Source organism: Enterobacter cloacae complex sp. SHL001 (assembly GCF_049236825.1).
GTDB classification, from domain to species: domain Bacteria; phylum Pseudomonadota; class Gammaproteobacteria; order Enterobacterales; family Enterobacteriaceae; genus Enterobacter; species Enterobacter hormaechei_C.
Window position 1 is genome coordinate 603,916 of the sequence record NZ_JBMKIP010000001.1, and the last position, 25,221, is coordinate 629,136.

Annotated in this window: 26 protein-coding genes; 8 read left to right on the top strand and 18 right to left on the bottom strand. The window is 55.6% G+C overall.

The features are described from left to right. Positions 1–47: 47 nt before the first annotated feature. The 13 genes from ACOTYH_RS03025 to gspC all read right to left on the bottom strand — a co-directional run bounded on the left by ACOTYH_RS03025 (position 48) and on the right by gspC (position 13,766). Positions 48–2,750 (bottom strand): glycosyl hydrolase family 18 protein, encoded by a 2,703-nt coding sequence (locus ACOTYH_RS03025; RefSeq protein ID WP_048973285.1) that lies wholly within the window; start codon positions 2,748–2,750, stop codon positions 48–50. A 255-nt stretch (positions 2,751–3,005) separates the two neighbouring features. Continuing rightward, positions 3,006–3,803, bottom strand: a complete 798-nt coding sequence (locus ACOTYH_RS03030; protein ID WP_047063423.1) for a prepilin peptidase — start codon at positions 3,801–3,803, stop codon at positions 3,006–3,008. Further along, a complete protein-coding gene (gene gspM / locus ACOTYH_RS03035) occupies positions 3,800–4,285 on the bottom strand; it encodes a type II secretion system protein GspM (protein WP_045341351.1) in 486 nt (161 codons plus the stop codon). Before gspM ends, ACOTYH_RS03030 begins: the two co-directional genes overlap by 4 nt. Beyond that, positions 4,282–5,415 (bottom strand): type II secretion system protein GspL, encoded by a 1,134-nt coding sequence (gene gspL / locus ACOTYH_RS03040; RefSeq protein ID WP_421637550.1) that lies wholly within the window; start codon positions 5,413–5,415, stop codon positions 4,282–4,284. The genes gspM and gspL overlap by 4 nt, the downstream gene beginning before the upstream one ends. Positions 5,416–5,430: 15 nt before the next feature. Beyond that, the gene (gene gspK / locus ACOTYH_RS03045) at positions 5,431–6,441 is read right to left on the bottom strand and encodes a type II secretion system minor pseudopilin GspK (protein WP_421637551.1); all 1,011 of its coding nucleotides are present in this window, start codon (positions 6,439–6,441) and stop codon (positions 5,431–5,433) included. Continuing rightward, positions 6,438–7,097 (bottom strand): type II secretion system minor pseudopilin GspJ, encoded by a 660-nt coding sequence (gspJ, locus tag ACOTYH_RS03050; protein ID WP_062938114.1) that lies wholly within the window; start codon positions 7,095–7,097, stop codon positions 6,438–6,440. The genes gspK and gspJ overlap by 4 nt, the downstream gene beginning before the upstream one ends. Then, entirely contained in the window at positions 7,094–7,474 is a 381-nt protein-coding gene (gspI, locus tag ACOTYH_RS03055) for a type II secretion system minor pseudopilin GspI (RefSeq protein WP_062938115.1), read from the bottom strand. The genes gspJ and gspI overlap by 4 nt, the downstream gene beginning before the upstream one ends. Next, on the bottom strand, positions 7,467–7,952 hold the full coding sequence (gspH, locus tag ACOTYH_RS03060) for a type II secretion system minor pseudopilin GspH (RefSeq protein ID WP_023303377.1): 486 nt from the start codon (positions 7,950–7,952) through the stop codon (positions 7,467–7,469). The genes gspI and gspH overlap by 8 nt, the downstream gene beginning before the upstream one ends. Continuing rightward, positions 7,952–8,401, bottom strand: a complete 450-nt coding sequence (gene gspG / locus ACOTYH_RS03065) for a type II secretion system major pseudopilin GspG (RefSeq protein WP_421637552.1) — start codon at positions 8,399–8,401, stop codon at positions 7,952–7,954. The genes gspH and gspG overlap by 1 nt, the downstream gene beginning before the upstream one ends. A gap of 3 nt (positions 8,402–8,404) precedes the next feature. Then, the gene (gspF, locus tag ACOTYH_RS03070; RefSeq protein ID WP_033486326.1) at positions 8,405–9,613 is read right to left on the bottom strand and encodes a type II secretion system inner membrane protein GspF; all 1,209 of its coding nucleotides are present in this window, start codon (positions 9,611–9,613) and stop codon (positions 8,405–8,407) included. Continuing rightward, a complete protein-coding gene (gspE, locus tag ACOTYH_RS03075; protein ID WP_045906658.1) occupies positions 9,613–11,091 on the bottom strand; it encodes a type II secretion system ATPase GspE in 1,479 nt (492 codons plus the stop codon). Before gspE ends, gspF begins: the two co-directional genes overlap by 1 nt. A 13-nt stretch (positions 11,092–11,104) precedes the next feature. Next, on the bottom strand, positions 11,105–13,021 hold the full coding sequence (gene gspD / locus ACOTYH_RS03080) for a type II secretion system secretin GspD (RefSeq protein WP_045341365.1): 1,917 nt from the start codon (positions 13,019–13,021) through the stop codon (positions 11,105–11,107). A 13-nt stretch (positions 13,022–13,034) separates the two neighbouring features. After that, positions 13,035–13,766 (bottom strand): type II secretion system protein GspC, encoded by a 732-nt coding sequence (gspC, locus tag ACOTYH_RS03085; protein WP_414105583.1) that lies wholly within the window; start codon positions 13,764–13,766, stop codon positions 13,035–13,037. A 300-nt stretch (positions 13,767–14,066) separates the two neighbouring features. On the opposite strand from gspC, the gene ACOTYH_RS03090 reads away from it, so the two are divergent. Together ACOTYH_RS03090 and ACOTYH_RS03095 are read left to right on the top strand one after the other, a co-directional pair. Continuing rightward, entirely contained in the window at positions 14,067–15,629 is a 1,563-nt protein-coding gene (locus tag ACOTYH_RS03090; protein ID WP_045341369.1) for an ExeA family protein, read from the top strand. Next, positions 15,629–16,267 (top strand): hypothetical protein, encoded by a 639-nt coding sequence (locus ACOTYH_RS03095; protein ID WP_032653093.1) that lies wholly within the window; start codon positions 15,629–15,631, stop codon positions 16,265–16,267. Before ACOTYH_RS03090 ends, ACOTYH_RS03095 begins: the two co-directional genes overlap by 1 nt. On the opposite strand, the gene ACOTYH_RS03100 is transcribed toward ACOTYH_RS03095, so the two are convergent. The 3 genes from ACOTYH_RS03100 to ACOTYH_RS03110 form a co-directional block, all read right to left on the bottom strand. After that, complete coding sequence (locus ACOTYH_RS03100; protein ID WP_023303371.1) at positions 16,264–16,887, bottom strand: helix-turn-helix domain-containing protein; 624 nt, start codon at positions 16,885–16,887, stop codon at positions 16,264–16,266. The genes ACOTYH_RS03095 and ACOTYH_RS03100 overlap by 4 nt on opposite strands. A 265-nt stretch (positions 16,888–17,152) precedes the next feature. Next, positions 17,153–17,983 (bottom strand): N-acetylmuramoyl-L-alanine amidase, encoded by an 831-nt coding sequence (locus ACOTYH_RS03105; RefSeq protein ID WP_015571006.1) that lies wholly within the window; start codon positions 17,981–17,983, stop codon positions 17,153–17,155. Further along, positions 17,980–18,303 (bottom strand): heavy metal-binding domain-containing protein, encoded by a 324-nt coding sequence (locus tag ACOTYH_RS03110; RefSeq protein WP_006174327.1) that lies wholly within the window; start codon positions 18,301–18,303, stop codon positions 17,980–17,982. The genes ACOTYH_RS03105 and ACOTYH_RS03110 overlap by 4 nt, the downstream gene beginning before the upstream one ends. 97 nt (positions 18,304–18,400) lie before the next feature. Between ACOTYH_RS03110 and ACOTYH_RS03115 the strand changes: the two genes are divergently transcribed. The 6 genes from ACOTYH_RS03115 to artJ all read left to right on the top strand — a co-directional run bounded on the left by ACOTYH_RS03115 (position 18,401) and on the right by artJ (position 22,926). Beyond that, positions 18,401–18,919: a lipoprotein gene (locus ACOTYH_RS03115; protein WP_015571007.1), complete on the top strand. Its 519-nt coding sequence runs from the start codon at positions 18,401–18,403 to the stop codon at positions 18,917–18,919. A gap of 226 nt (positions 18,920–19,145) precedes the next feature. After that, the gene (artP, locus tag ACOTYH_RS03120) at positions 19,146–19,874 is read left to right on the top strand and encodes an arginine ABC transporter ATP-binding protein ArtP (protein ID WP_006809439.1); all 729 of its coding nucleotides are present in this window, start codon (positions 19,146–19,148) and stop codon (positions 19,872–19,874) included. An 18-nt stretch (positions 19,875–19,892) separates the two neighbouring features. Next, complete coding sequence (gene artI / locus ACOTYH_RS03125) at positions 19,893–20,624, top strand: arginine ABC transporter substrate-binding protein ArtI (RefSeq protein WP_006174322.1); 732 nt, start codon at positions 19,893–19,895, stop codon at positions 20,622–20,624. 6 nt (positions 20,625–20,630) lie between these two features. Then, entirely contained in the window at positions 20,631–21,347 is a 717-nt protein-coding gene (artQ, locus tag ACOTYH_RS03130; RefSeq protein ID WP_003858367.1) for an arginine ABC transporter permease ArtQ, read from the top strand. Then, positions 21,347–22,015 (top strand): arginine ABC transporter permease ArtM, encoded by a 669-nt coding sequence (artM, locus tag ACOTYH_RS03135; protein WP_003858369.1) that lies wholly within the window; start codon positions 21,347–21,349, stop codon positions 22,013–22,015. The genes artQ and artM overlap by 1 nt, the downstream gene beginning before the upstream one ends. Before the next feature lie 179 nt (positions 22,016–22,194). Continuing rightward, a complete protein-coding gene (artJ, locus tag ACOTYH_RS03140; RefSeq protein ID WP_063933206.1) occupies positions 22,195–22,926 on the top strand; it encodes an arginine ABC transporter substrate-binding protein ArtJ in 732 nt (243 codons plus the stop codon). Positions 22,927–23,002: 76 nt separating this feature from the next. Here the strand turns inward: artJ and ACOTYH_RS03145 are convergent, their stop codons facing one another. Continuing rightward, positions 23,003–24,472: a sensor histidine kinase gene (locus ACOTYH_RS03145; protein ID WP_032653088.1), complete on the bottom strand. Its 1,470-nt coding sequence runs from the start codon at positions 24,470–24,472 to the stop codon at positions 23,003–23,005. After that, positions 24,456–25,163 (bottom strand): response regulator transcription factor, encoded by a 708-nt coding sequence (locus tag ACOTYH_RS03150; RefSeq protein ID WP_421637553.1) that lies wholly within the window; start codon positions 25,161–25,163, stop codon positions 24,456–24,458. The genes ACOTYH_RS03145 and ACOTYH_RS03150 overlap by 17 nt, the downstream gene beginning before the upstream one ends. Positions 25,164–25,221: the final 58 nt, after the last annotated feature.

The window sequence follows — 25,221 nt, forward strand, 5'->3', positions numbered from 1 at the left end:
TTTTGAATCACTCCCCCTCTAAAAGGGGGAGTCATTAATGGGTTAGATTATTTGCAGTCTGTTGATGCGCCTTCTTTTACCCATACGTCGCTGTTGGCTGGATTATCACCACGGGTCCACCATTTCGCACGGTAAACGTTTCCTTCATAGGTGGTGGTGTCGCCGCCGTTGTAGACCAGGTCAGAACGCCAGTTCATCTTCACGTTGCTTACCAGCTCCCATGCATCCACACCGAAGCCAGGCTGATTGCCCTGAGTCCAGTACTTCGCTTTCCACACCAGATGGTCGAAGCTTACGGTATCGCCACCGTTGTAGATTTTGCTGGATTCCCACGCCGCATATTTGCTGGCGTTAGCATCCACAGGTGCATCGCAGCTCCCTTTGTCAGACGGTGGAGTCACATCATCAGCCGGAGGGGTAACGTCATCCGCCGGGTTAGTGTCTTCGTCATCTGGCACAGGTGCAGGCGCCGCTTTCGGATTCACGGTGACCTGGACGTTAGACTGCACGCTGGTCTTACCGTCGCTCACCACCACGCTCAGGGTGTAGGTAGACGTCGAGCTCACTTCCGGCGCAGTGATGTTCACGTTCGCGGAGTCAGTCCCGGTAGCGTGCATATCTGCTGGTACACTCCAGGCGTAGGTCAACGCATCTCCGTCTGGATCCGCGGCCTGGGCATGCAGCGCATAGGTTTCACCTGATTCAAGCGTGATCGCTTCCATTGGGTTTAAAACCGGTGCCTGGTTAGCTTTCGGCGCCTTGTTCACCACCTGGACATCAATCGCGTTGCTCAGGCCTTTTGCATCGGTCACCGTCAGGCGGAACACCATGGTCTGGTCGGACGTCGCGGCGGCAACGTTAAAGGTCGCTTTCGCTTTGGTGCTGTTGGTGATGGTGACCGACGGACCAGATACCTGAGTCCATTTGTAGGTAATCGCATCGCCATCAGGATCGCTTGAAGCAGAGCCATCGAGCGTGACGGTTACCGGGCCAGACACGTTCTGATCGGCAGAGGACGCGATTGGCGCGTGGTTGGTGACCACCGGATCAACCGGCGTAGCGTCGCCGCCCAGCAGACTTTCGTTCATCGCGTTCAGGATGTCACCGGTGTCAGAGTCGATAGACCATGCGAACAGGCCACCCAGTTTATTCGCCAGAACATACTTACCTTTCGCCGTGGTTGAACGCGCATCTTCATACGTGATCAGGTCGCCGGTAGTTTTGTTGAAGACGTAAGGGGCTTCCGCATCAGCGTCGTAGCCGTATTCCCAGCCTGGTTTGCCTTTGTATTCGTTAACGATCTGACGATAGTCAACCACGCCGGGTTCCCAGGTCCCTTTCACCATACCTGTAGCGGTGCCGGTGAATGGATTGTTACCGGTGTAGCCATGCACGCCGGTCCAGCCGCGGCCATACATTCCCGCACCCACCACGATCTTGCCTGGTTGTACGCCCTGGGAAAGCAGCGCGTTAACGCCATTTTCAGTGGTGTAGTCAGTGTCCGGACGCCATGCTGGCGCGCGCAGCGCCGCCTGGTGGCCGAGAACGGTGTTGCTCCAGCCGCCGTAGAAGTCATAGCTCATCAGGAAGATGTGGTCGAGGTACTGCTGAGCGGCAGTGTAATCCACGTCTTCGATCTTATCGCGGCCTGCACCGATGGCGCTGGTCAGTTCATAGGTACGGCCCGTCTGTGCAGACAGCTCGTTCAGCATGGTGCGCAGGTCGTGCATCAGCGCGGTATAGGTCGCTTTATCCTGCTGCGGATTGCCCAGGTTTTCGCTCACACCGCCGCCGCCAGGGAATTCCCAGTCGATATCCACGCCGTCAAAGAATTTCCAGGTCTGGAGGAACTCTTTCACAGAAGAGACAAAGCGTGCGCGGATAGCCGGGTCCCCCATGTGGAAGAAGGGATCGGAGAGCGTCCAGCCGCCGATAGATGGCAGCACTTTCAGGTCCGGATGCGCTTTTTTCAGCGCCATCAGCTGGCCAAAGTTACCTTTATACGGGTCGTCCCAGCCGGAGACGCCAGCCTGTGGTTTTTGCAGCGCAGCCCATGGGTCGTGGATCGCCACGGTATAGTCAGGTCGGCCCTTACAGTCGTTCTGGAGCACGCGGAAGCTGTTGCCGCCTTCAATGGTTTTCAGGCCGTCGTTGATGCCGTCACCGCCACAGATTGGAATGAAGCCGTACAGAATGTGGTTGAGGTTTGCCGCAGGGATCTTATCAACCGGGAAGTTACGGTCATAAACGCCCCACTCCGGGAAGTAGGCCGCAACCACTTTATCGGTATGCTTCGCAAACGCTTTGTTATTCTCTTTGAGAGACGTATTCAGCGGCAGCAGGTGGCTACCGTCGGTGTCTGCCACAATAATCAGCTTGCTGGCGCTTTTCGCACAGCCGCTGGCGTTACAGACTTCGACCTGTTCCTGATAACGCCCGCCTTTTTTCACTTTAAACGTTGCAGAGCCCGTCGCGCCGGCTGCGCCGGTCCATACGGTTTGTCCGTCCAGCAGAACTTTCGCTGAAGTTGGCGCATCACCACTCCAGACGTTCCACTCAACTTTTACATCCACGCCATCGTTATGCACTTTGACAAGATTGTTATAATCCTGGGCAGCCTGATCCACTTCCACCAGGGCAAATTTGTCATTGCCATAGCCGATCGTCGGTGCACCTGGCGCTGCTGCAAATGCGGAGCTGGTTGCCGCCGCAATAAAGAGCGCCAGATATTTTGGCTTCATAAATTTCATTTTTATTTCCTGATAAATTTATTCGTAACGTAATAACCCATGTCTTCCGTGAGATCATGGATGCGTTTCGCGTAATGCGTATTTAACCAACGTGAGTGTCGTGAACAAAAAAATTGTTGCTGCGTTGTATTCCTCCATTAAAAGATACAAGCCCAAATTCCGTGTAGCTTATATCCTTTACGATACGCTGAGCATAAAGAGACGTCCTTCTCTTCTACCATCGAAAAAACTCATAAAAAATCTTGACCTGTATATTTAAAATGTGAAAGCAAATTGCTGACTCATAAACACCCCTATTCCAGCAAAGGCGAGATAAGGACCAAAAGAAATAGTGAGGTTATTTTTATTTGAATTATTTACGGCGAAATAACCGACAATACCGCTTAACGCTGCCGCCAGTTCAATGGAGGGCAACGCCTGCCAGCCGCACCAGGCGCCCAGCGCCGCCAGTAGCTTAAAATCCCCGTAACCCAGACCTTCTCGTCCCGTGATCAGACGAAAAGCCCAGTAGAGCAGCCAGAGCGACAGATAGCCCGCCACTGCGCCGAACAGCGCATCGCGTAGCGGCAACGTGTGGTCAAACGCATGGAGCACTAACCCCGCCCACAGCAGCGGCTGGGTCAGGCAGTCCGGAAGCAGCTGGTGCTGCCAGTCGATCATGGCCAGCGGCAGTAAAAAAGCCGCCAGTAACCACAAAGAGAACAGCGCCTGAACGTCCGGCATGCACCAGGCCGTGATGCCAAAAAACAAGGCGGAGATCAGTTCGACCAGAAAGAGTCGCAGCGGGATCGCGCTGCCGCACTGGTGGCAGCGCCCCCGTAATAACAGCCAGCTGAGCAGCGGGATGTTTTCCCACGCGGCAAGCGCGTGCTGGCACACCGGACAGTGCGAGGCCGGAAAGAGCAGATTGCCACTCCCCTCCTCATCCATCACCATCCCCGGTACGCGCTCGGCGACAACGCCAAGAAAACTGCCCACAATGCCGCCCAGGATCGCACTCATTATCGGGAACCCTACCGGGCAGGCGTCCCGCATCAGCGAAAAGGTATTCATGCGTTTCTTGACCAGGTGAGCTGCACCTGCGCTTTCACGTCGCTGAGGTGGTCCACCGGCGTGAGGTTTATTTTTTGCAGTCTCACGCCGGTGGTCTGATTAATTTCGCGCAGCCAGCTTTTTAATTCATAAACATTCACCCGATTCACCACGAACGATAAAGTTTGCCCCTCCTGGCGCATATCCGTCAGTGAAAGGTTAATTTCATGGGCGCTATTCTCGACCACCGTACGCGGATTATTCGTTTTGACTATCTGGACCTGAAGATGATTTTTATCAATTTCACTGCGCATCCAGTTAAGGGTCTCTTTTTGTCTTTTAAGCGTCGATTTACTATTTTGAATCATATTATCCAGGGGGATCACTCCTGTGTAATACACCGCTGCCCCCACAATAGCAACGGCACATATTTTTAAAATAATTTTTTCCCGGGTGCTGTAATTCTGATAGCGTGACTTCAGCTGCGCGATTCGCTCTTTCATTTATGTTTCCCTGCGATCATGGCGGTATACGGTTCGGTTGTTGAAACAGGCTGTAAGGTAAAATCAAAATTCTCACTGGTCTGGTTAACAAACGCCTGCAACGCGGGCTGGTTTTGCGCGCTGACGCTCAGCGTCAGGGTGTTTTGCTGCGCATCGTACTCCAGCAGATCGATCTCCATCGCAGGAACTGACTGCCGGGCGTTCTCCAGCTCATCAAGCTGAAGAAAGAATCCCTTGCTCTGTTTTTTCAGGCTTTGGCCAAAGTGATATTTGATATTGGTCTGCTGGCGCATGCTGGGGAAATGGTGCTGATAAACCTGGACGATCTCCTCCTGCACCCGATTTTCCTGCTGCACAAGCATCCAGGCCATTGCAATGCGTGGCCCCAGCAGCAGAGCAACAGACAGCACGCCTGCCGCCACCATCGCGGCTTTCATACTTTTCGCCGCCCGCCCATTACCGGCCTTAAGGCTGAATTCACCGTGAAGCAGGTTAACGCGGCAGGTTTGCCACTGCGGCTGAATCAGTGCCAGCGGATGCTGCCAGGCATGCTGCACGTCAACGTGCACCTTCGCAGGCGCATCGCCGTAACACCATACTTCCCCGACCCCGGCTTTCTGCATTAACAGCGGCAACAGGGTTGCCTCCATTTCACCCGCCACATGGGGCGATAAACGCAGCCAGTAGCTATCATCCTGTGCGACCAGCGTGCTGCCCCCTGTCGTCACGGGCAGCAGCCAAGCATCAGGCAGGGCCTGAATCACGTTTAATCCGGCCTCCTGACAGCGGGTTAATGCCGCGCGCAGGCGGTCGGCGTCAATGGCCACGGCGTCGACGTCGGCGCCTTTTTTGTGGAGTACCGTCCAGTGGAGGTTGTCCACGTCGCCAATCAGCGTCTCTTCCGCCATCCACGAGAAGGCCATCGCCTGAGAAGCCACCTTTTTCGGCAGCGTAAAATGGCGGAAAATCATGTCGCTGGCGGGCAACAGGAGACAAACGCGCGTAGCCAGGGGGTGTTCGGCCAGCATCTCCAGGCTGTCGGCCACCTCGACGCGCTCGCTGCCGGACTCACACCACATTATTTTCCCGCCCTCGCGGCTGTCGGGACGAACAAAAAGTACCTGTTTCATAACGTTCTACTTTTCTTATTCAATCATTCGGTAACGACGCTGCCACGTCACGATCTCACCGGCTTCGTTATTCACCTGAAGCTGGCTGACCACGCGAAGCGTTAATTCATCGGTATTGCCGGTGTAATTCACGCGGAAGTACCGGCTGTTTATAGAAAATTGATCCGTCACCTGCGGGAGATCGTCTTTTAACTGCGGGAAGGCCTGCTCCAGCGCTTTGCTGAACGCTTCCATATTTTCCCAGCCCGATTCCGGACGCGCATCCAACAGGCGAACGGCGTCATCCCGCGTCAGTTTTCCGGGGAACATGGCAGCCAGCACGGCGGCCTGTTCCGGTTGCAGGGTGTTGACATCGACCTTGCTGGCAGCGTCCGGCAGCGCGCATAACAGCTTGCTCACCTTCGGATACGCCGTAACAGGGAACGCCGGCAGCAGTTTGATTTCCGCGATGCTGCGCATCATCTGATTTGCCGGTTGCCGCGCGGGCACGACGCCAGCCCACGCATCGCTTTCGGCCCCCTCCTTCGCCGTGGTGCTGTCACCATCGAGATAATCCACCAGCTGGAAATAGACCGCCTCCGCCGTGCCCGGGCTGAGGCCGCTTTCCGTCAGAAGTTGTTCAACAATCCGCGCCTTACGCGGTGTTTCCGCCACCGCGGGAGCGCTTTGCCCCTGGGGTGCGATGTCGGCGGTCAACAGGTTATTGACGTTAAAGCAGTCCTGCGCATCTTCCACCTGGCTCACGACCGTATAGTCCTCACCCTGCGTCTCCAGCGGCTGATGCCAGTCGCCGTCCAGGGCCAGCGGCTTGCTCTCGCCGCTGGCGTCGGTCTGTAACCGGTCCTTCACCACTTTTTCCTGGGTCTGCATCGCCCAGCGCAGCTGCTGCTGGCTTACCTGATAATGCGTTTTCTGCAAATTACGGCAGAACTGCTGGCTGATTTTGGCGGCCAGCGCCGACATCATCACCAGCAAAATCAGCACCACCAGCAGGGCGACGCCCTGTTGTTGACGGATCCGTTTCATGGTCTGGTCTCCGGCGAAGGCGCTGGCGCAGGGGCTGCGTCCGGGGTCGGCGCAGGCGCGTCGGCGGCTTTCTCTGGCGCTGCGGCAGCGGCCACCTCCGGCATATCACCCGGTGTAGTGAACACCCAGCGCCAGTTATCCCCGTTTTCCATCGTCAACGTAATCTCCACGCCGTCCGGCAGATGGGCGGCGTCGTGCCAGGCTGTCAGCCAGCCCTGACGATAAAACCGCCACTGCAATGATTTTACGCCGCTGACAATCGGCACCTCGTCAGGCTTAACGTCCGCCGGAACGTCAATGACCGGCCAGACATCGCGATGCAAACGCCCCTCTTCCAGCCGCCAGCGCACGCGCTCCAGCTGGACCGTTCCGCTCACGCCATTCAGGGTGGTCAGTTCAAGAGCATCGCCCTCCTGACGAAACAGCTCCGGCTCATTACGCGGGGCGCGCGCCTGAAGCTGGAAAAAATCACGCTCCATCAGACTCCAGGCGCGCTGAAGCTGGTTGAGCTTTGCGGCGCTGGCATCGGTGGCCGAGCTGGTACGCATCGCGCCGTCCAGAATTTGCCAGGCCAGGGTGCTGATCACCGCGAAGATAGTCAGCGCAATCATGATCTCCAGCAGGGTAAATCCGCGCTGGCGTCGCGTTTTCTTCACTTGCTCTCTCCCGGCGGAATGATGCGCAGGGAGATAACCGGCTGGCTCTCATCGCTTTCCGCATATACGCGTAGGGTATTCGCCCAGACGTTGTCGGCGGTTTTCACCCGCTGCTTACGCCAGTTCCAGCTGCGCCCGCCCATGATTTCCGTCCCCTGCTGTTCAGCATCCGGGAAGTCGGTTCGGGTGAGCTGTGCTTCCGCCAGCTGATTTTCCGCCACCCAACTGGCCTGCAAGGTATTGGCCAGGCCATGGGTAAAACGCACGTTCAGGGAGACCGAGTTCATCAGTGCCAGCGCGGCGGTGGAGAAAATCACCAGAGCGACCATCACCTCCAGCAGCGTCATCCCCTTTTGCTTTTTGTTGCCGTTAGCCATCGTTTTCTACCGATACCGGCGCCGCACCGTGCGACACCACGCGGAAATGGTGCTGTTTGTCGTAACTTTGCAGCGTCAGCGTAAAGCGGCTGATTTCACCGTCCGGTAAAAAGATCACCTGCGGCTCGGACGTCACCGTCGCGGCCAGACGCTGCGGCGAAAGCGACACATGCATCTCTTCCGGAAAATCACCTTTGGTGTTAATGCGTCCGGCAGATAATGGCATCCAGTGACGCTCGCCTTTTTTATCGGCGATCGTCACCAGCTGATATTTATCGGTGGCGATCACCAGCCCGACAATATTTCCGTCCATCACCGCACGGTCTGAACCATAATCAACGAGCGCTTTTAATTGCTGGCCAAATATATCCGCGCCGCTGCGCGAAGGAATGGTGGACACCACCATCATGGCGCAGCTGGCAAATATCACCAGCGCCAGAATAATTTCCAGCAACGTAAAGCCGCGTTGATTTTTCATTATTTCTCTTTCTTATCCAGAGACCAGTTGGTAATGTCATCGGCGGTATTGGCTTCGCCGTCCGGACCGGCTGAGAAGACGTCCACCGCGCTGTGTTCACCCGGGCTCACCAGAAGATAATCATTGCCCCAGGGGTCCTGCGGCAGGCGACGGATATAGCCGTCCGTGCGGTAGCCGTTCGGGATTGGCGCGATTTCAGGTTTGGTCACCAGCGCCTGCAAACCCTGCTCTGTGGTCGGGTAGCGGTGGTTATCCAGCTTGTACATATCCAGCGAGCCTTCGAGCGCGACAATATCGCTGGTTGCTTTTTGCGTATCGGCTTTTTCCTTATTGCCCATTAAATTTGGCACCACCATACTCGCCAGTACGCCGAGAATAACAATGACCACCATTAATTCGAGCAATGTAAAGCCCGCCTGGCGAGCCAGGTTTTTACGTTTTAAAGCCATGATTTAACCTACCATATTATTAAGTTGCAGAAGCGGTTGTAATATTGACAGCACGATGAATAAAACAATCGTCGCCATGGATACCACCAGCGCCGGTTCAAAGACCGACAGCGTTAATGTAATTCGATGTTGTAAGGCCGATTCCTGATTTTCCGCCGCGCGATCCATTAAATTACCTAATTCCCCGCTCTCTTCACCGGAGGCAATCATATACAGCATGGTGGGCGGGAATAATTTCGCCTGTTCCAGCGCCGCATACAGCGACGCCCCCTGGCGCACGGTGTCGGCGGCCTGCTCCAGCACCTGCCGGGCATAGCGGTTTTCAATACCGTCCATCGCGATATACATTCCCTCCAGCAGCGGCACGCTACTGGCCTGCAAAATGCTCAGGGTACGGATATAGCGGGCGCTGTTGATGACGCAGACCAGCTTTTTAATCGGCGAGCCGTTCACCAGCCAGCTGTGCCAGCGAAAACGGTTTTTGGCATTCCTCAGCCAGGTTTTGAAGCCGATAAAGCCGCCCCCCAGAATGCCCACAATATAAATGCCCCAGGCTTGCAGGAAATCACTGACCGCAATCAGCGTCCGGGTGGTGATCGGCAGCTGCTGCTTCATGTGGGTAAACTGCTCGATCACCTGCGGCACCACCGCCACCAGCAGGATGCTGATGACCGCGATGGCGACCACGGTGAGGGTTATCGGGTAGACCATTGCCTGCGTCAGCTTGCTTTTCATCTTCTGGCGCTGCTCGTTGTACTCCGCCAGCTTTTCCAGCACGTCGCCCAGGTGACCGGTTTTCTCCCCGGCCATCACCAGCGTGCAGTAAAGCTTGTCGAAGGTGCGCGGAAACTGGCTGAAGGCATCGAACAGGGTGTGGCCTTCCACCACCTTCTCGCGGATCTCCACCACCATCGCCGCCAGCTTTTTGTCTTCCGTCTGCTTCGAGATCGCTTTCAGCGCGCTCTCCAGCGGCAGCGCGGCGTTGACCAGCGTCGAAAGCTGACGGGTAAACATCGACAGCACCGGAGTAGAGAGCTTCACCCCGGTTTTCGCTTTCCCGCCAGCCGCCGTTTCGCGGGTTTCGGTGATGCTGACGGGCATCAGCTTTTGCTCGCGAAGCCACTGGCGAACCTGCTTCTGCCCCTCGGCCTGTAACGTCCCGCGCTGGGTTTTCCCCGCGGCATCCGTCGCCGTCCAGGCGTAGAAAGCCATTACGCATCCCCCCCACGTTCGGCGGTGACGCGCATGACCTCTTCCAGAGACGTCACGCCGCCGATCACCTTCAGCAGCCCGTTTTCACGCAGGCTGTAGGCCTGCTTAAAGAGCTGCGTTTCGAGGGACATTTCGTCCTTATCTTCATGGATGGCGCGGCGCATGGCGCTGTCCACCACCAGGAATTCATGGATACCGGCGCGGCCCTGATAGCCGCTCTGACGGCAGTGTTCGCACCCCACCGCGCGGTAAATCGCGTCTGGCGGCGCGGCCATAAAGCTGAACAGCGCTTTTTCATTGGCGTCCAGCGGACTGGTGGTCCGGCAGTGCGTACACAGCCGACGCACCAGACGCTGGGCAATGACACCGAGCAGCGATGAACCGATTAAGAAGGACTCCAGCCCCATATCCCGCAGACGGGTTATCGCCCCTGCGGCACTGTTGGTGTGCAGCGTCGACATCACCAGGTGACCGGTCAGCGACGCCTGCACCGCAATCTGGGCGGTCTCACCGTCGCGAATTTCCCCGATCATCACCACGTCCGGGTCCTGACGCAGAATGGCGCGCAGCCCGCGGGCAAAGGTCATGTCCACGCGCGGGTTAACCTGCGTCTGCCCCACCCCTTCCAGCTCGTACTCAATCGGGTCTTCCACGGTCAGAATGTTGCGTTCGTGGCCGTTCAGCGCCGAAAGAATGGCGTACAGCGTGGTACTTTTACCGGAACCCGTCGGGCCGGTAACGAGGATGATCCCGTGCGGGCGGTCGATCAGCCCTTTCAGCTTCTCCAGCTCTTCATCAATCAGCCCCAGCTTGTTGATGTCGGGCTTGAGATTGCTTTTATCGAGCAGGCGCATCACCACGCGCTCGCCGTACTGGGACGGAATGGTCGAGACGCGCACGTCGATGGCCTTGCGACCGATGCGCAGGGAGATACGGCCATCCTGCGGGAGGCGTTTCTCGGCGATGTCGAGTTTCGACATCACCTTGATACGCGACACCAGCAGCGGGGCGAGCTTACGCGCCGGTTGCAGCACCGGGCGCAGCATGCCGTCAACGCGAAAGCGTATGCTCAGGGTGCGCTCGAAGGTTTCGATATGAATATCCGACGCGCCGTCCTTCACCGCCTCGCCGAGAATGGCGTTGATCAGGCGGATCACCGGCGAGTTTTCGTCGTTATCGAGCAGATCTTCGTTATCCGGGATCTCCTCGGTTAACGCCATCAGATCGATATCCGCGTCCATATCGTCCACCAGCTGCTGCGACACGCCGCTGCTCTGCTGCCAGATTTTGGCCAGCATCTCGTCAAACGCTTCCGGCGCCAGGGTAACCGGGACAAACGCGCATCCCAGCACCCGGCGCACCTCCAGCAGCGCTAACGCCGGGGTGTCCTCACGGATATAGACGTCATTGTTGTAAAGCAGAACGCCGTTTTCTTTTGCGTAGTTGCTGCTACACAGGGTTTTAGTCAGTTCGTCCACGTTTCCCCCCGCCTTACTCTTTAAACGGATTGCGTGCCGCGTGGGTTTTCACGGGTGCAGTGCTGGCGGCAGGAAACGCTGGCAGTACGGCGTTGTCGCTCGGCTCAACGATACCGAGCTTTTTCTCTTCCACGCGCTGCATCTGGCGCACCCGGATCTGATCATATTTCTCTTTCGAGGCTGCGCTGTAGTTGTCGTCGTCACGCAGGACGGTGGTATGAATAAACACCATCAGGTTGCGTTTGGAAGTATCCTGCGAGGTGTAGCGGAACAGCTGCCCGACCAGCGGGATATCGCCGAGCAGCGGCACTTTGGAGACCGACTGTTTGGTCACATTTTCCATCAGGCCGCCGAGCACCACCGTCTGGCCACTGTGGACCATCACTTCGTTATTGATCGTGCGCGTGTTGAAGGTTGGGCCGAGGCTGGAATCTTCCGTTGCGCTGTTGTCGACGCTGGATACTTCCTGCTCAATCTTCAGGTGGATCATGTCGCCATCGTTGATTTGCGGCACAATCTTCAGCTTGGTCCCCACGGTTTTACGCTCAACCGAGTTAAAGACGTTGTCGCCGCTGGTGGTTTGCGAACCGGAAAGCACCGGCACATCCTGACCGACGTTGAACGACGCTTCTTTATTATCCAGCGTGACCACGCTTGGCGTGGAGAGGATGTCGTTTTTACCGTCGGTGGAGAGCGCGGTCACCAGCGCACCGAAATCACCGTTAAAGAAGCCGGTCGCAAGGCCCGTGAAGCTCGCCCCTTTCATGGTGCCATTTTTAATCTGGCTGATTGGCAGGCCGGTAGCGCCAAACTGCACGCCGCCGTGCTTGCTGGTCCACTGCACGCCAAGATCCAGGCCGTTGCCGTCCTGCACTTCGGCAATGATCGCTTCCACCAGCACCTGCGGACGGCGAATATCCAGCTTGTCGATCACCTTCTCCAGGGAGTTCATCACGTTAGGCTGCGCGGTGATCACCAGGGAGTTGGTCGACTCGTCGGCGGTAATGTTCAGGTCGGTTGAGGCGCTCGCGGTTTTCGCTTTGGCCGCGCCCGGCTTGTCTTTCAGCTGCTCGCCAATCCCCGTCAGCACCGGTACCACTTTGGTGGCGCTGGCATATTTGAGGTAGAAGACGCGGGTGTTCCCCTCGTTATTCTGCTCGCGATCCAGCTGATGGATAAGGGAACGGGTACGCGCGCGCGCATCTTCCGAGCCGCTGATCACCAGGCTATTGGTTTCGTCATCGGCCACCACCTTGGCCGCCAGCTGCGGCGCGTTCTGCCCTTTCTGCTCTTCGTTGTTGAGGTTGTTCAACATATCCGAAAGCTCTTTGGCAGAGGCAAAGCGCAGCGGGATGATTTCGCGGCGCTGAATACCGTCTTTATCGACGCGCTGAACCAGATCCACCAGGCGGTTCACCACCGAGGCTTTACCGGTTAACAGCAGGACGTTGGACGGCTCAAAGTGGACCACATTCCCGATGCCGGTGGCATCGTTGAGCTGACGCAGCAGCGGGGCCAGCTCGCGAACGGGTACGTTTTCCATGCGCACCACGCGGGTGATAATCTCGTCACCTTTGCCCGGGTTTTTGCTGTCTGCCAGCGGCGCACCGGCGGTACGCGCTACGCTTGAGCGCACCACTTTGACCATTCCGTTGTCCATCGGGATCACCGACAGGCCGTAGAGATCCAGCACGCTCAGGAAGAACTGGTAATACTCATCCTCCGTCAGCACGTTGTAGGTTCTGACCGAGACGGTTCCCTGGACGGACGGATCGACCAGAATAGTTTTGTTGAGATTGCGACCTACCGTATCGATAAACTCGCGAATATCAGTATTTTTAAAACTTGCGCTAAAGTTAGCTGCAAGCAGCGAACTGGAATATAACGACAATGCGGTCAGCGCCACGCACGCCCAGGGAAATTTTTTCATGTCTGCACACTTATTAATTGTTTAGAACATTAACCCGAATATTTTCAAGGTGAGCGTGACGTCGTACGATGACCTCCGCTTCTTTCATTTTCGACCAGTTGGCAATAATGCTTTTCGCTTTTGCTTCATCGGTCATATCGACAGAGTTAACCTGAATCGCCACATCGCCTTTTTCCAGACCTGACTGACTGTAAAAGGCGGAGGCTTTCCTTGGGTTTATCCAGTAGCCTTCCAGCCGGCCTTTTTCAATGATGGGTTTTAACACCAGATAATCATCAAGATGCACACTCTCTGCGCCAGCATCTTTCGTCGTTTTTGTAACCGGGCCGCTCTCCACGCCCCCCTTAAAATAGTCCGGTTTATTTAACGCCAGTACCTGCGTAGCACCTTCATAATTAACCACCACATTATCTTTGTTTATTTCCTGAATAAATGCGTCGTTAAACCCGGCGAGCGGTTCACCCTCGCGGTAGCTTCGCTGGCCGCCCGGGGTTTTGATGACAGCGAAGGAGAGCCAGGCGTCATCACTGCGCACAATGCCTTCAATCTCCGCCGCCAGCGGGGATTTTGCCGCAGCCGATAAGTTCTCCTGACGGACGGCAGCCGTAAAAAGCGTGAAGGGTTTGTCTTCGCGCGGTTTTTTCAGCGGCTGTAGGTCAGAATTAGCAAACTTATTCGTAACTTTTTTATAATCTTTAAAGGTGAGATAGCCTTGCTGGCCGCAAAAAATGAGCAGCAAAAACATAATACAAGGCGTTATCCACCGTGACAGAAATGAGAACCTCATTTTTTATCCGGCCTATAGCAAAGCAAAAATAAGCAGCGTCATACTGCGCCAATATGGAGAAAAATAGTAATAAACTGCTGCAAACGCGACCACTGACTTCGCCACCAACTTTCATAAAGAAAAATATTGACCGTATAAATTCCAGATGTTAGGCGCAGCCGGCTGGATATTTTTACTCTGTCTGCAAATTGATCGCTCAGGGGCATTACCTTACTTTCTGCTGCTGTTGCTATTCCTAATCAGAGACGGTAAGTCGTTATGTATCAGAGCCACTTTAATTTTAACAATCCGCCATTCAGGACAATCACTCGTTTATCCGGTGATTTTCTGGTGCCTTATCATCAGGACGTGTTCAACCTGCTGAAAGAGAAAACCCAGCTGGCGGGAATTATCGGGCTTTTTTGCGACGACGCTCCGCTTCTGGGTCAGTTCATCGACGCGCTTAAAGCCAGCAACAATACCGTTCTTGCCATCAACGCGTTTCCCAAACTGAGTGCCAGTAGCCTGCTGTACAAACTCAACCCGGGAACGAAAGCGATTAAAGATCGCATGCAGGCGGTGGATGCCGTCCTGCGCCAGTGGCAGGAGGGGAAAGCGAAATCCAGAGTAGTGACGATCGCCCATTCCGAAGCCATGAAGGAGAGCTGCCGTGAGGTCCTGGGAACGCTGCTTACGCGCGCCCAGGAGCTGAACTTCCGGCTCGCCGTGGTACTGACGGGCACTGCGGATCAGGAGATCCTGCTAAAGCAACCTGAACTGCGCGAATATACGCATACGCATCATGCCCTGCGCCCCCTGACCTGCCGCGAATACCTGAGCTATGTTCAGGCCCAGTGCGAAGAACACGGCTGCGAAAACTCGCCGTTGCCGCCTGCCCGCGTGCGCAAAATGCACACGCTGACCAAAGGCAACATCAGCAAACTGAATGCGCTGGCGCACCTGTCAATGCTCGCCGCCTGGACGGAACGCGCGGCCCAGGTCAGCCCACGTCATTTACGTCTGGCGGCGGGAGAGATCCTGCCCGCCCAAAAACACGGTAAGCGCCTGGCGACCGTGGGGCTGTTTGCGTCCGTGCTGTTTGCCGCCTGCGGCTGGTATTTGACCTCATCGATCGGCGCACGCCTGCCGATCCAGCTGCCGGTGCCCGTCAGCTGGAAACAGCAATCGCTAAAAGTCGAAGCGCCCGTAGTGCCGGTTATCGACAACGAAATAGTTAATCAGCCGGATGCGATGCATCAGCTGTATCTCATGTGGGGGTATGACGCCTCGGCCGAAGATGCGCTGTGCCAGAACGCCGCCAAAGTGAACCTGATGTGTAAACAGGGGAACGCGTCGCCGGAGACGCTGGCGCAGGAAGGGTATCCGTGGGTCAGTGAACTGAAAACCAGCGGCCATCTTAACTATGCGGTGGTCGCCAGGGTCGGGGACACGTCCATTGACCTGTTAATGAATAACCGGACCTGGCAGGTGAGCCGCAGCTGGTTTAACCGGCACGCGACCGGCAACTTTACCCAGCTGCACCGCCTGACACCGGAAGGTAAAGACGCGATCGGTGCGGCCAGCGACAGCAAAGATATGGCCTGGCTGGATCAGCAATTAAGCCTGGCGCTGAGCCAGCCCGAAACGCATGCCCGGATCTGGACCACAGAGATGATGAAACGCACCCGCGAGTTCCAGCAAAAAATGCATCTGCACGTGGATGGTATCCCCGGTGAAGATACGCTGATGCAGCTGATGCGCGTGACCAACAGCACGCCGGGCGTACTGATTCAGACCACCCGCACCACCCCGGACGCGAAAATGCAGGAGAAGAAAGCCTAATGTCGACCATCTGTCTTGCGGCCCAGCGCAGCTATACAACCGGGGAAGCGGTCTGGTTTTCGTACCGTCTCCCCAGCCTGAAAAACGTATTCGGCAAAACAGCGTTATGGCTGGTCGGGCTTTGCGTCATGCTGGTTGTCGGCCTGTATATGCACGTCTACTGGAACCTGCACCACCCGGCGCCTGAACCGGTCAACGCCAGCGTTGCGAAACCGGAAACGCAGCTTTCGGATATGCATTACGTGTACGTGAGTAAACCGTTCCCGCATCCGCAGCCTAAAGCTGCGCCAGTGCCAGTTGATGTTCCATCGATGCAGGATCTGCCGATCAACAGTGATGATGGCGACTGGCAGCAGGCGCCCGACGGCGCGGTGCCACACGACGCCTCGCGGGATACCTTACCCGGGACCGAAGCGCATGAGCACGATAACGCTCCCGCCAGCACGGGCAGTGAAGAGTCATCATTAACAGAATTATTTAAGCAGGCGCTAAAAGAGCAGGAGCAGGATTATTCTCAAGGAAAAATTCCCGCGCCGCCGGTTGACGAAACGCAGGATAATTCACAAGCCAGTGTAAAAAACAGTGGAAATAGCCGTTCTCCTTTCAGTGAAAAAGGAGACGGCGGGAGCAGGTATTAATATTTTTCAGGCAGTGCGGTAAGGTTAAGCAGTCGACCTTTTTCCACCACAATATATTGACCCTTTTTCAGATCGGAGAGGATTTTAATAATAGTGCTACGTGCCAGGTTAGTGTATTCCTGAATGTAATCATAAACGTTAATATCACGCTGTTGTTGAACAATCAGGTCGTTAATCTCATATAAAAATTCGCGGACAACGGAATACGCACTGCGGGCAACCAGAACATCATCACGTTTGCTCAGCATGCAGATGTACCAGGAAAGGACTTTGGTCAGTTCTGGCCACAGATTTTTTTCGGTCATCAGCTGGGCGAAGACCTCTTTCTTGATCGAGCGAACAACCGTATTCGTCCGAACAAGGCCGTACATATGGGTGGCGCTGTAATACATTGACGACAGGCCGAAAATGCATTGCCCGGTGACGGTGAACATGCACAGTTCGTCAGATTCACGTCGAAATTCGACTTCACCGCTGACGATAATATGAATATAGCCGGAATCAGAAGTGGAAATTTTCTGCCATTTTTTTAATGTTCTTTCTTCAACGCCTGAGGTTGCAGAAATGATCTTTTCCATTTCATGTTGCGGACGTAATTTTTTTCCATAGATGCTTAACATGGTTATACCCGATTTAAGATGTGATTTTTAAAAAGCATGGCAACGGCATTCATACCGAGCCATAAATATTTTTCCTGATGAAAACGTCAAGAATAAAAATAAAAGTGTGAAGATTTTTTATTCGCCAAATTACTTAGCGTGCTATATGTCCATCTTAAATCCGGATAATTTTAAGTCAATTAACTAAAAATGAAATGAGTTTGTACTTAAGATTAATCTGATAGAAACTTGCTAAAATATACTCATTCGGGGGTAATCCGAAGGTTTACCCCTGTCCGTATTTCTCTAAAAGTGCTTCAGCAATCGCCATGGTTTCAACATCTGCAACGCCACTCCATAACTGCGGACGGAAATGCATCTGGAAAACCATGATGATGCGTTTTTGCTGTTCGGGCGTACTGTTTTCTGGCACCTCGTAACCGTAGCGCGCCAGCAAATCGAGCAGTGCTGCGGTATCAACCTGCTGATAATGCGGTCGCCCGTTGATATAAAAATTCACGCGCCCCGGATCGGGCCAGGCTCCGATACCCTGCTGCGCCAGTTCGCGCCAAGGAAACAGTGGCCCAGGATCGTCTTTACGCTGCGGGGCGATATCCGAGTGTGCCACCACGTTCTGCGGTTTAATGTCGTAGCGGGCGATGATGTCTCTGGCAAGCGGGATCAGCGCCGCAATTTGCCCCGGTTCGAAGGGGGTAAAGGTTTTCACGTCACCGGTTTTCCGCCAGCCGCGGTTTTCCAGCTCAATGCCGACGGAGGTATCATTTATGCGGTTGGTGCCACGCCAGAAGCTGATGCCCGCATGCCAGGCCAGTTCGCTCTCCGGGACCAGCTGCCAGATACGCGGTTTGCCCTGCGGAGCTGGCGGCTTTGCGGGGATGAGATAGTGAGAGCTGACGTTTTTATCGGTCAGGGTCGCAAGCGAGGTGTCGAAATCATCGGCGGTGTAGTGAATAACCAGCACCTTTATACGCGGGTAGGCCGCCTGCGCCTGATGGCGCGTATCCAGCTCGTACGCGCCTTTATCAACAATGCCCTCTTCCGAGGCGCATCCTGCCAGCAACATCGCCAGCAGGAGGGTTGAGAGCGAACGCTTCATCGACGGGTTTTCACCGCCGTACCGCTTACGCTCACCATCAGCATGCTGGCATCTTTTCCGACCGTTTCGTAGTCGATATCAATGCCCACCACCGCATCCGCGCCCAGCGCTTTGGCCTGCTCGCCCAGCTCCTTAAAAGCAATCTCGCGCGCCTTACGCAGCTCTTTCTCGTACGCGCCGGAACGACCCCCGACGATATCCCGAATGCCGGCAAAGAAATCGCGGAAAATGTTTGCGCCCAGAATCGCCTCACCGGTGACCACGCCGCAGTACTCGGTAATCGGTTGACCTTCCAGGGTTGGCGTTGTTGAAAATTGCATACTTTCTCTCCTTCTTTAGCGTTCAATGCGTTAGCGACAGCATTATCGGTTCGTTACGCTATGATTGAAAGGATAGTTAATAAATAAGGAAATCAACATGCGCTACTCTGCTTTAACGCTTTTAGTGCCATGCGCGCTGGTGCTCAGCGCCTGCACAACGCCGGTCACGCCAGCCTTTAAGGATATCGGAACCCGCAGCGGCCCTTGTATTGAGGGTGGCCCGGATGCCGTGGCGCAACAATTTTATGATTACCGTATTCAGCATCGCGGTAATGACCTGACCGCCCTGCGCCCGTACCTGAGCGATAATCTGGCGAAACTGCTCACCGACGCTTCGCGCGATCCGCAGCACAACGCCCTGCTGTCATCCGATCCGTTCTCCAGCCGCGCCACGCTGCCGGACAGCGCCGACGTTGCCAGCGCGTCCACCATACCGAATACCGACGCACGCAATATTCCCCTGCGCGTGAAGCTCACCCAGGGGACGCAAACATGGCAGGATGAGGTTCTGATGATCCGTGAAGGCCAGTGCTGGGCAATAGACGATGTGCGCTACATTGGCGGCAGCGTTCATGCCCCGGCGGGCACCCTTCGCCAGTCGATTGAGAACCGCTAACGCCTCCGTTAAATAAACGTTAACCCCGTAAAATGTCCGGCATTTCCTGCGGAATGCCGACATTTATACTCGCCCCCCTTTCCCGTCGCTATTTTGTGCTATGTTTAAGAGGAAACACGGGTTATATTTAACTTTTAACGCAGAAATATTGCATAACTATTCTGTCAACGGTACTATCTGCGGCCTCAATTGCTATAGATTGCCTGGATGAGTAAAGACTGCCCCGATGAGTATTAAACTAAACGGCATTAACTGCTTCTACGGCGCACACCAGGCGCTGTTCGACATTACGCTGAGTTGCCCGGAGGGCGAAACGCTGGTTTTGCTCGGCCCAAGCGGCGCGGGAAAAAGCTCCCTTCTGCGAGTTCTTAATCTGCTTGAAATGCCCCGTTCGGGGACGCTGGCCATCGCCGGTAACCATTTTGACTTCGCGAAAACCCCGTCTGATAAAGCGATTCGTGAACTGCGTCAAAACGTGGGCATGGTTTTCCAGCAATACAATCTCTGGCCGCATCTGACGGTGGTGCAAAACCTGATTGAAGCCCCGTGCCGCGTGCTTGGCTTAAGCAAAGACCAGGCGATGGCGCGTGCGGAAAAGCTGCTGGAACGTCTGCGTCTGAAACCGTACAGCGACCGGTATCCTTTACACCTCTCTGGTGGTCAGCAACAGCGTGTGGCGATCGCCCGTGCGCTGATGATGGAGCCGGCAGTGCTGCTGTTTGACGAGCCAACCGCGGCGCTGGACCCGGAAATTACCGCCCAGATCGTGAGCATTATTCGTGAGCTGGCGGAAACCAACATTACCCAGGTCATCGTGACCCACGAGGTGGAAGTGGCGCGCAAAACCGCCAGCCGCGTGGTCTATATGGAAAACGGGTATATCGTTGAGCAGGGTGACGCGAGCTGCTTCACTAACCCGCAAACCGATGCCTTCAAAAACTATTTATCTCACTGATGTGTTAGGGAAATTATAATGAAAAAAGTATTGATTGCCGCGCTGCTTGCTAGCGTCAGCCTTTCCGCTACCGCAGCCCAGACCATCCGTTTCGCCACTGAAGCGTCCTACCCTCCGTTTGAATCCATTGATGCGAACAACAAGATTGTTGGCTTCGACGTGGACCTGGCAAACGCCCTGTGTAAAGAGATCGACGCGACCTGTACCTTCAGCAACCAGGCGTTCGACAGCCTGATCCCAAGCCTGAAGTTCCGCCGTATCGACGCCGTAATGGCCGGAATGGACATCACTCCGGAGCGTGAAAAGCAGGTTCTGTTCACCACCCCTTACTATGACAACTCGGCCCTGTTCATCGGTCAGAAAGGTAAATACGCCTCCGTTGACCTGCTGAAAGGCAAGAAAGTCGGCGTGCAGAACGGCACCACGCACCAGAAATTCATCATGGATAAGCATCCGGAAATCACCACCGTGCCGTATGACAGCTACCAGAATGCGAAGCTGGACCTGCAAAACGGTCGTATCGATGCGGTGTTCGGGGACACGGCTGTTGTGACTGAATGGCTGAAAGCGAACGACAAGCTGGCCGCCGTGGGTGACAAGGTGACCGATAAAGACTACTTCGGTACAGGTCTGGGTATTGCCGTACGTCAGGGCAATACCGAGTTGCAGCAGAAATTCAACGCTGCGCTGGAAAAAGTGAAGAAAGACGGCACCTACGAAACCATCTACAAAAAATGGTTCCAGAAGTAATTCCTGATGAATGAAATTTTTCCTTTAGCAAGCGCCGCCGGGATGACCGTCGGCCTTGCCGTTTGTGCACTGATTATCGGCCTCGTACTGGCGATGTTCTTTGCGGTGTGGGAGTCCGTTAAGTGGCGCCCTGTCGCATGGCTCGGTTCAGCGCTGGTGACTGTGCTGCGTGGACTGCCGGAAATTCTGGTGGTCCTGTTTATCTATTTCGGCTCCTCACAGCTGCTGTTAACGCTGTCGGACGGCTTCACGATTAATCTCGGCTTTGCGCAGATCCCGGTGCAGATGCAGATTGAGAACTTCGACGTCAGCCCGTTCCTGTGCGGCGTGATTGCGCTCTCCCTGCTCTATTCGGCCTATGCGTCACAAACGCTGCGCGGCGCGCTGAAAGCGGTACCGCAGGGTCAATGGGAATCCGGCCAGGCGCTGGGTCTGTCGAAAGCGGCGATCTTCTTCCGCCTGGTGATGCCGCAGATGTGGCGTCATGCCCTGCCAGGGCTGGGTAACCAGTGGCTGGTACTGCTGAAAGATACCGCGCTGGTGAGCCTGATCAGCGTGAACGATTTGATGTTGCAAACAAAAAGTATCGCCACCCGTACGCAGGAGCCGTTTACCTGGTACATCGTCGCGGCGGCTATCTACCTGGTGATCACGTTGCTGAGCCAGTACGTTCTGAAGCGTATTGATCTGCGCGCAACGCGTTTTGAACGGAGACCAGGCTGATGCTGGATTATTTACCCGAACTGATGAAAGGGCTGCACACCAGCCTGACGCTGACCGTCGCGTCTATCATCGTGGCGCTGATCCTGGCGCTGATCTTCACCATCGTCCTGACGCTGAAAACGCCGGTGCTGGTGTGGATTGTACGTGGCTACATTACGCTCTTCACCGGAACGCCGCTGCTGGTGCAGATCTTCCTGATTTACTACGGCCCGGGCCAGTTCCCGTCGTTACAGGAATATCCGGTTATCTGGCATCTGCTCTCTGAGCCATGGCTCTGCGCCCTGATTGCCCTCTCCCTGAACAGCGCGGCCTATACCACGCAGCTGTTCTACGGTGCCATTCGCGCGATCCCGGAAGGCCAGTGGCAGTCCTGCGGGGCGCTGGGCATGAGCAAGAAGGATACGCTGGCGATCCTGCTGCCTTATGCCTTTAAGCGCGCCCTCTCTTCCTATTCCAACGAAGTCGTGCTGGTGTTCAAAAGTACCTCTCTGGCCTACACCATCACCCTGATGGAAGTGATGGGCCACGGACAGCTGCTGTACGGACGCACCTACGACGTGATGGTGTTCGGTGCGGCGGGTCTGGTCTATCTGGTGGTCAACGGTCTGCTGACCCTGATGATGCGTCTTATCGAGCGTAAGGCGCTGGCGTTTGAGCGCAGAAATTAATCGACTTAATGCATAAAGCTGTTTTCGTAGTGCGGGTAACCTGATGGGTTACCCGCATTTTTTTATGCATTAAATAATATTTAATCATATTTATTGCATATAAATTCATTGAGTGGCATTGTACATCCATGCCGCAGACACGGCGCATAATGACAAGATTGACAGACGGGAGCATTACAATGAAAAAGTTAGTTCTGGCCGCATTCCTCGCAACCTTCGCCGCTGGCGCATCCGCCGCCGATAAAATCAATTTCGGCGTTTCTGCCACCTATCCGCCGTTTGAATCGCTGGATGCCAGCAACCAGATCGTCGGCTTCGACATCGACCTGGCGAAAGCGCTGTGCAAGCAGATGCAGGCCGACTGCACCTTTACTAACCACGCATTTGACAGCCTGATCCCGTCCCTGAAATTTAAAAAGTACGACGCGGTGATCTCCGGCATGGACATCACGCCAGAGCGCAGCAAGCAGGTCGCGTTCACCGACCCGTACTACGCGAACTCTGCGGTGGTGATTGCGAAGAAAGGGGCTTATAAATCTTTCGACGAGCTGAAAGGCAAGCGCATCGGCATGGAGAACGGCACCACGCACCAGAAATACCTCCAGGACAAGCATCCTGAAGTGAAAACCGTGGCCTACGACAGCTACCAGAACGCCATTATCGACCTGAAAAATGGCCGTATTGATGGCGTATTTGGCGACACCGCGGTCGTGAATGAGTGGCTGAAAACCAACCCGCAGCTGGGTACAGCGACGGAGAAAGTGACCGATCCGCAGTATTTCGGCACTGGCCTCGGTATTGCCGTGCGTCCGGATAACAAGGCTCTGCTTGAGAAACTGAACGGCGCGCTGAAAGCGATCAAAGCTGACGGCACATACCAGAAAATCAGCGAGCAGTGGTTCCCGCAATAACCTTTTTTGCCGGGTGACCTGGCCTACGGGGGTGGTCTGTAGGCCGGGTAAGGCGAAGCCGCCACCCGGCAATTTCTTAAAGCGGCACAAAGAACCTGAACCGTGCCCCGCTCACGGACTCCATCAGCCTGATCCCCCCGCCGTGCAGCTCCAGCATTCTTTTCACGATTAACAGCCCTAACCCGCCCCGGTGCTCCCGCGAGGCCTGTGGATTTAACGCTGACGGACGCTGGAACAGATCGTCCCGTAATGCGGCATCAACACCCGTTCCGCTGTCGGCCACTTCAACCTGTAACCGGTCGTTCTCCTGCCACACCGCCAGACGAATGTCTCCACCTGCTGGGGTATGGCGTATCGCATTATCCAGCAGATTCGTCACCACCCGTTCAATCATGGAAACATCGGCCAACACCTGCGGCAGCGGACCCGGGACGTCAATGTGCAGATTTAACTCACGCGTGCGGGCAGCGAGTTCAAACTTTTGCGCCACGTCGGAAATCAGTTCAGCCATGGCAAAACGCTCGCGCTGGGGCTTGATGCCGCCGTGCTCAAGACGCGCCAGCTCGAACAGCTGCTGCGACAGATGGCGTACCTTTTGCCCCTGACGCAGCGCGGTAGCGAGGTACTGCTGATGCTCCTGCGGCGACAGCGTTGCGGATTTCAGCGACAGCGTTTCCAGATAACCCAGCAGCGACGTCAGCGGGGTGCGTAAGTCGTGCGAAATGTTGGCGATAAACTCCCGGCGCTGGCGGTCGCTGTCGGCCAGCCGATCCCACTGAGAGGTGATTTTGCGCGCCAGCTCGATAAAGGTATTGCGCAGGATCGCCACTTCATCCTGGCCGGCAGGCTCAAGCGGCTGGGCCGCCAGCTGCTTAATCGCGCTGATGCTGTCCTGCTCCAGCCCGGCCACGTCCAGCGTGAGCTCTTTAACCGGGCGCGTCACCCAGTACCAGAGCAGCAACCCCGCCAGCAGACCAAACAGCGCCACCAGCAGCATCGACCACAGCGCCGTACTCCAGAGCGCTTTGTGCCAGGCCATATCCGCCAGCGCGTTGGACTCCTCCCCCTGCAAAATAATGTACAGATACCCCTTCAGCTCACCGTCCTGCCGCAGCGGGGTGGCGCTGAAGACTTTCTTATTATGGCTTCGGGGATCGTCGCCAAACACCGGCATCACCGTCCCGCTGAGGAAATTCTGTATCGGCGCAAGGTCAATTTTTTGCCGCTGAATGTGCCCCGGCGGGGCGGCATCGGCCAGGATATCGCCATCTGGCGAGACAACATACAGCTCGACGCTCGGATTAAAGGTCATCAGCCGGTCGAACAGCGGTTTTAAGGCGCTGCGATCCACCCTGCCCTGCGCATCCAGAATCGCTTCCCGCTGCACAATCTGCTGCGCCAGCCCGCCGGAGAGCCGCTGCACCATCGCATTGCCGTACTGCATGCTACTGTAGAGCTGCACCGCACAGGCGACGGTGGCGCAGAGCAGCAGTAACGCCGTAAACAGCAGCGTCAGGCGCTGGCTCAGGCTAAAGCGACGCATCATGATTCTGCTCCGCAAATTTGTAGCCTTTGCCCCAGACGGTGCGAACGATCTCCGGCTCGGCGGCATCTTTCTCTATTTTGATGCGCAGGCGGTTAATGTGGGTATTGACGGTGTGTTCGTAGCCTTCGTGCTGATACCCCCACACCTGCTCCAGTAGCGCCAGCCGCGAAAAAATCTCCCCGGGATGGCGGGCAAAGAAATAGAGCAGTTCAAATTCGCGCGGGGTGAGATCGACGTGTTGACCGTTAAGGCGCACGGTGCGCGCCAGCGGATCGATAGTCAGTCCGTGCGCCTGAATAATGCCGTCCGTCTGCGCCTGGCCCATCGCCTGCTGACGGCGAAACAGCGCCTTAATGCGGGCAATCAGCTCCTGCACCGAGAAAGGTTTTGCCAGATAATCATCCGCCCCTGTTTCCAGGCCAGTAATACGGTCAGTTTCACTGCTGCGGGCGCTAATGATGATAATGGGCAGGTAGCAGGTCATCTGGCGGATACGGCGGCAAATCTCCAGACCATCGACATTCGGCAGCATCAGATCGAGGATCACCGCGTCCCACGGCTGTGTTTCAAGACGCTGTAAGGCGTTGCCCCCGTCGGGCTCGTGGGTAATGGCGTAGCCTTCATCTTCCAGATTAAGACGCAGGAGTGCCGCGATATCGTGGTCGTCTTCTACCAGCAGGATCTGCTTCATGGGTAAGCCTTCAATCATTTGTTATGACGTAAGCTTACCTGATTTCGAGCGGGGGAAG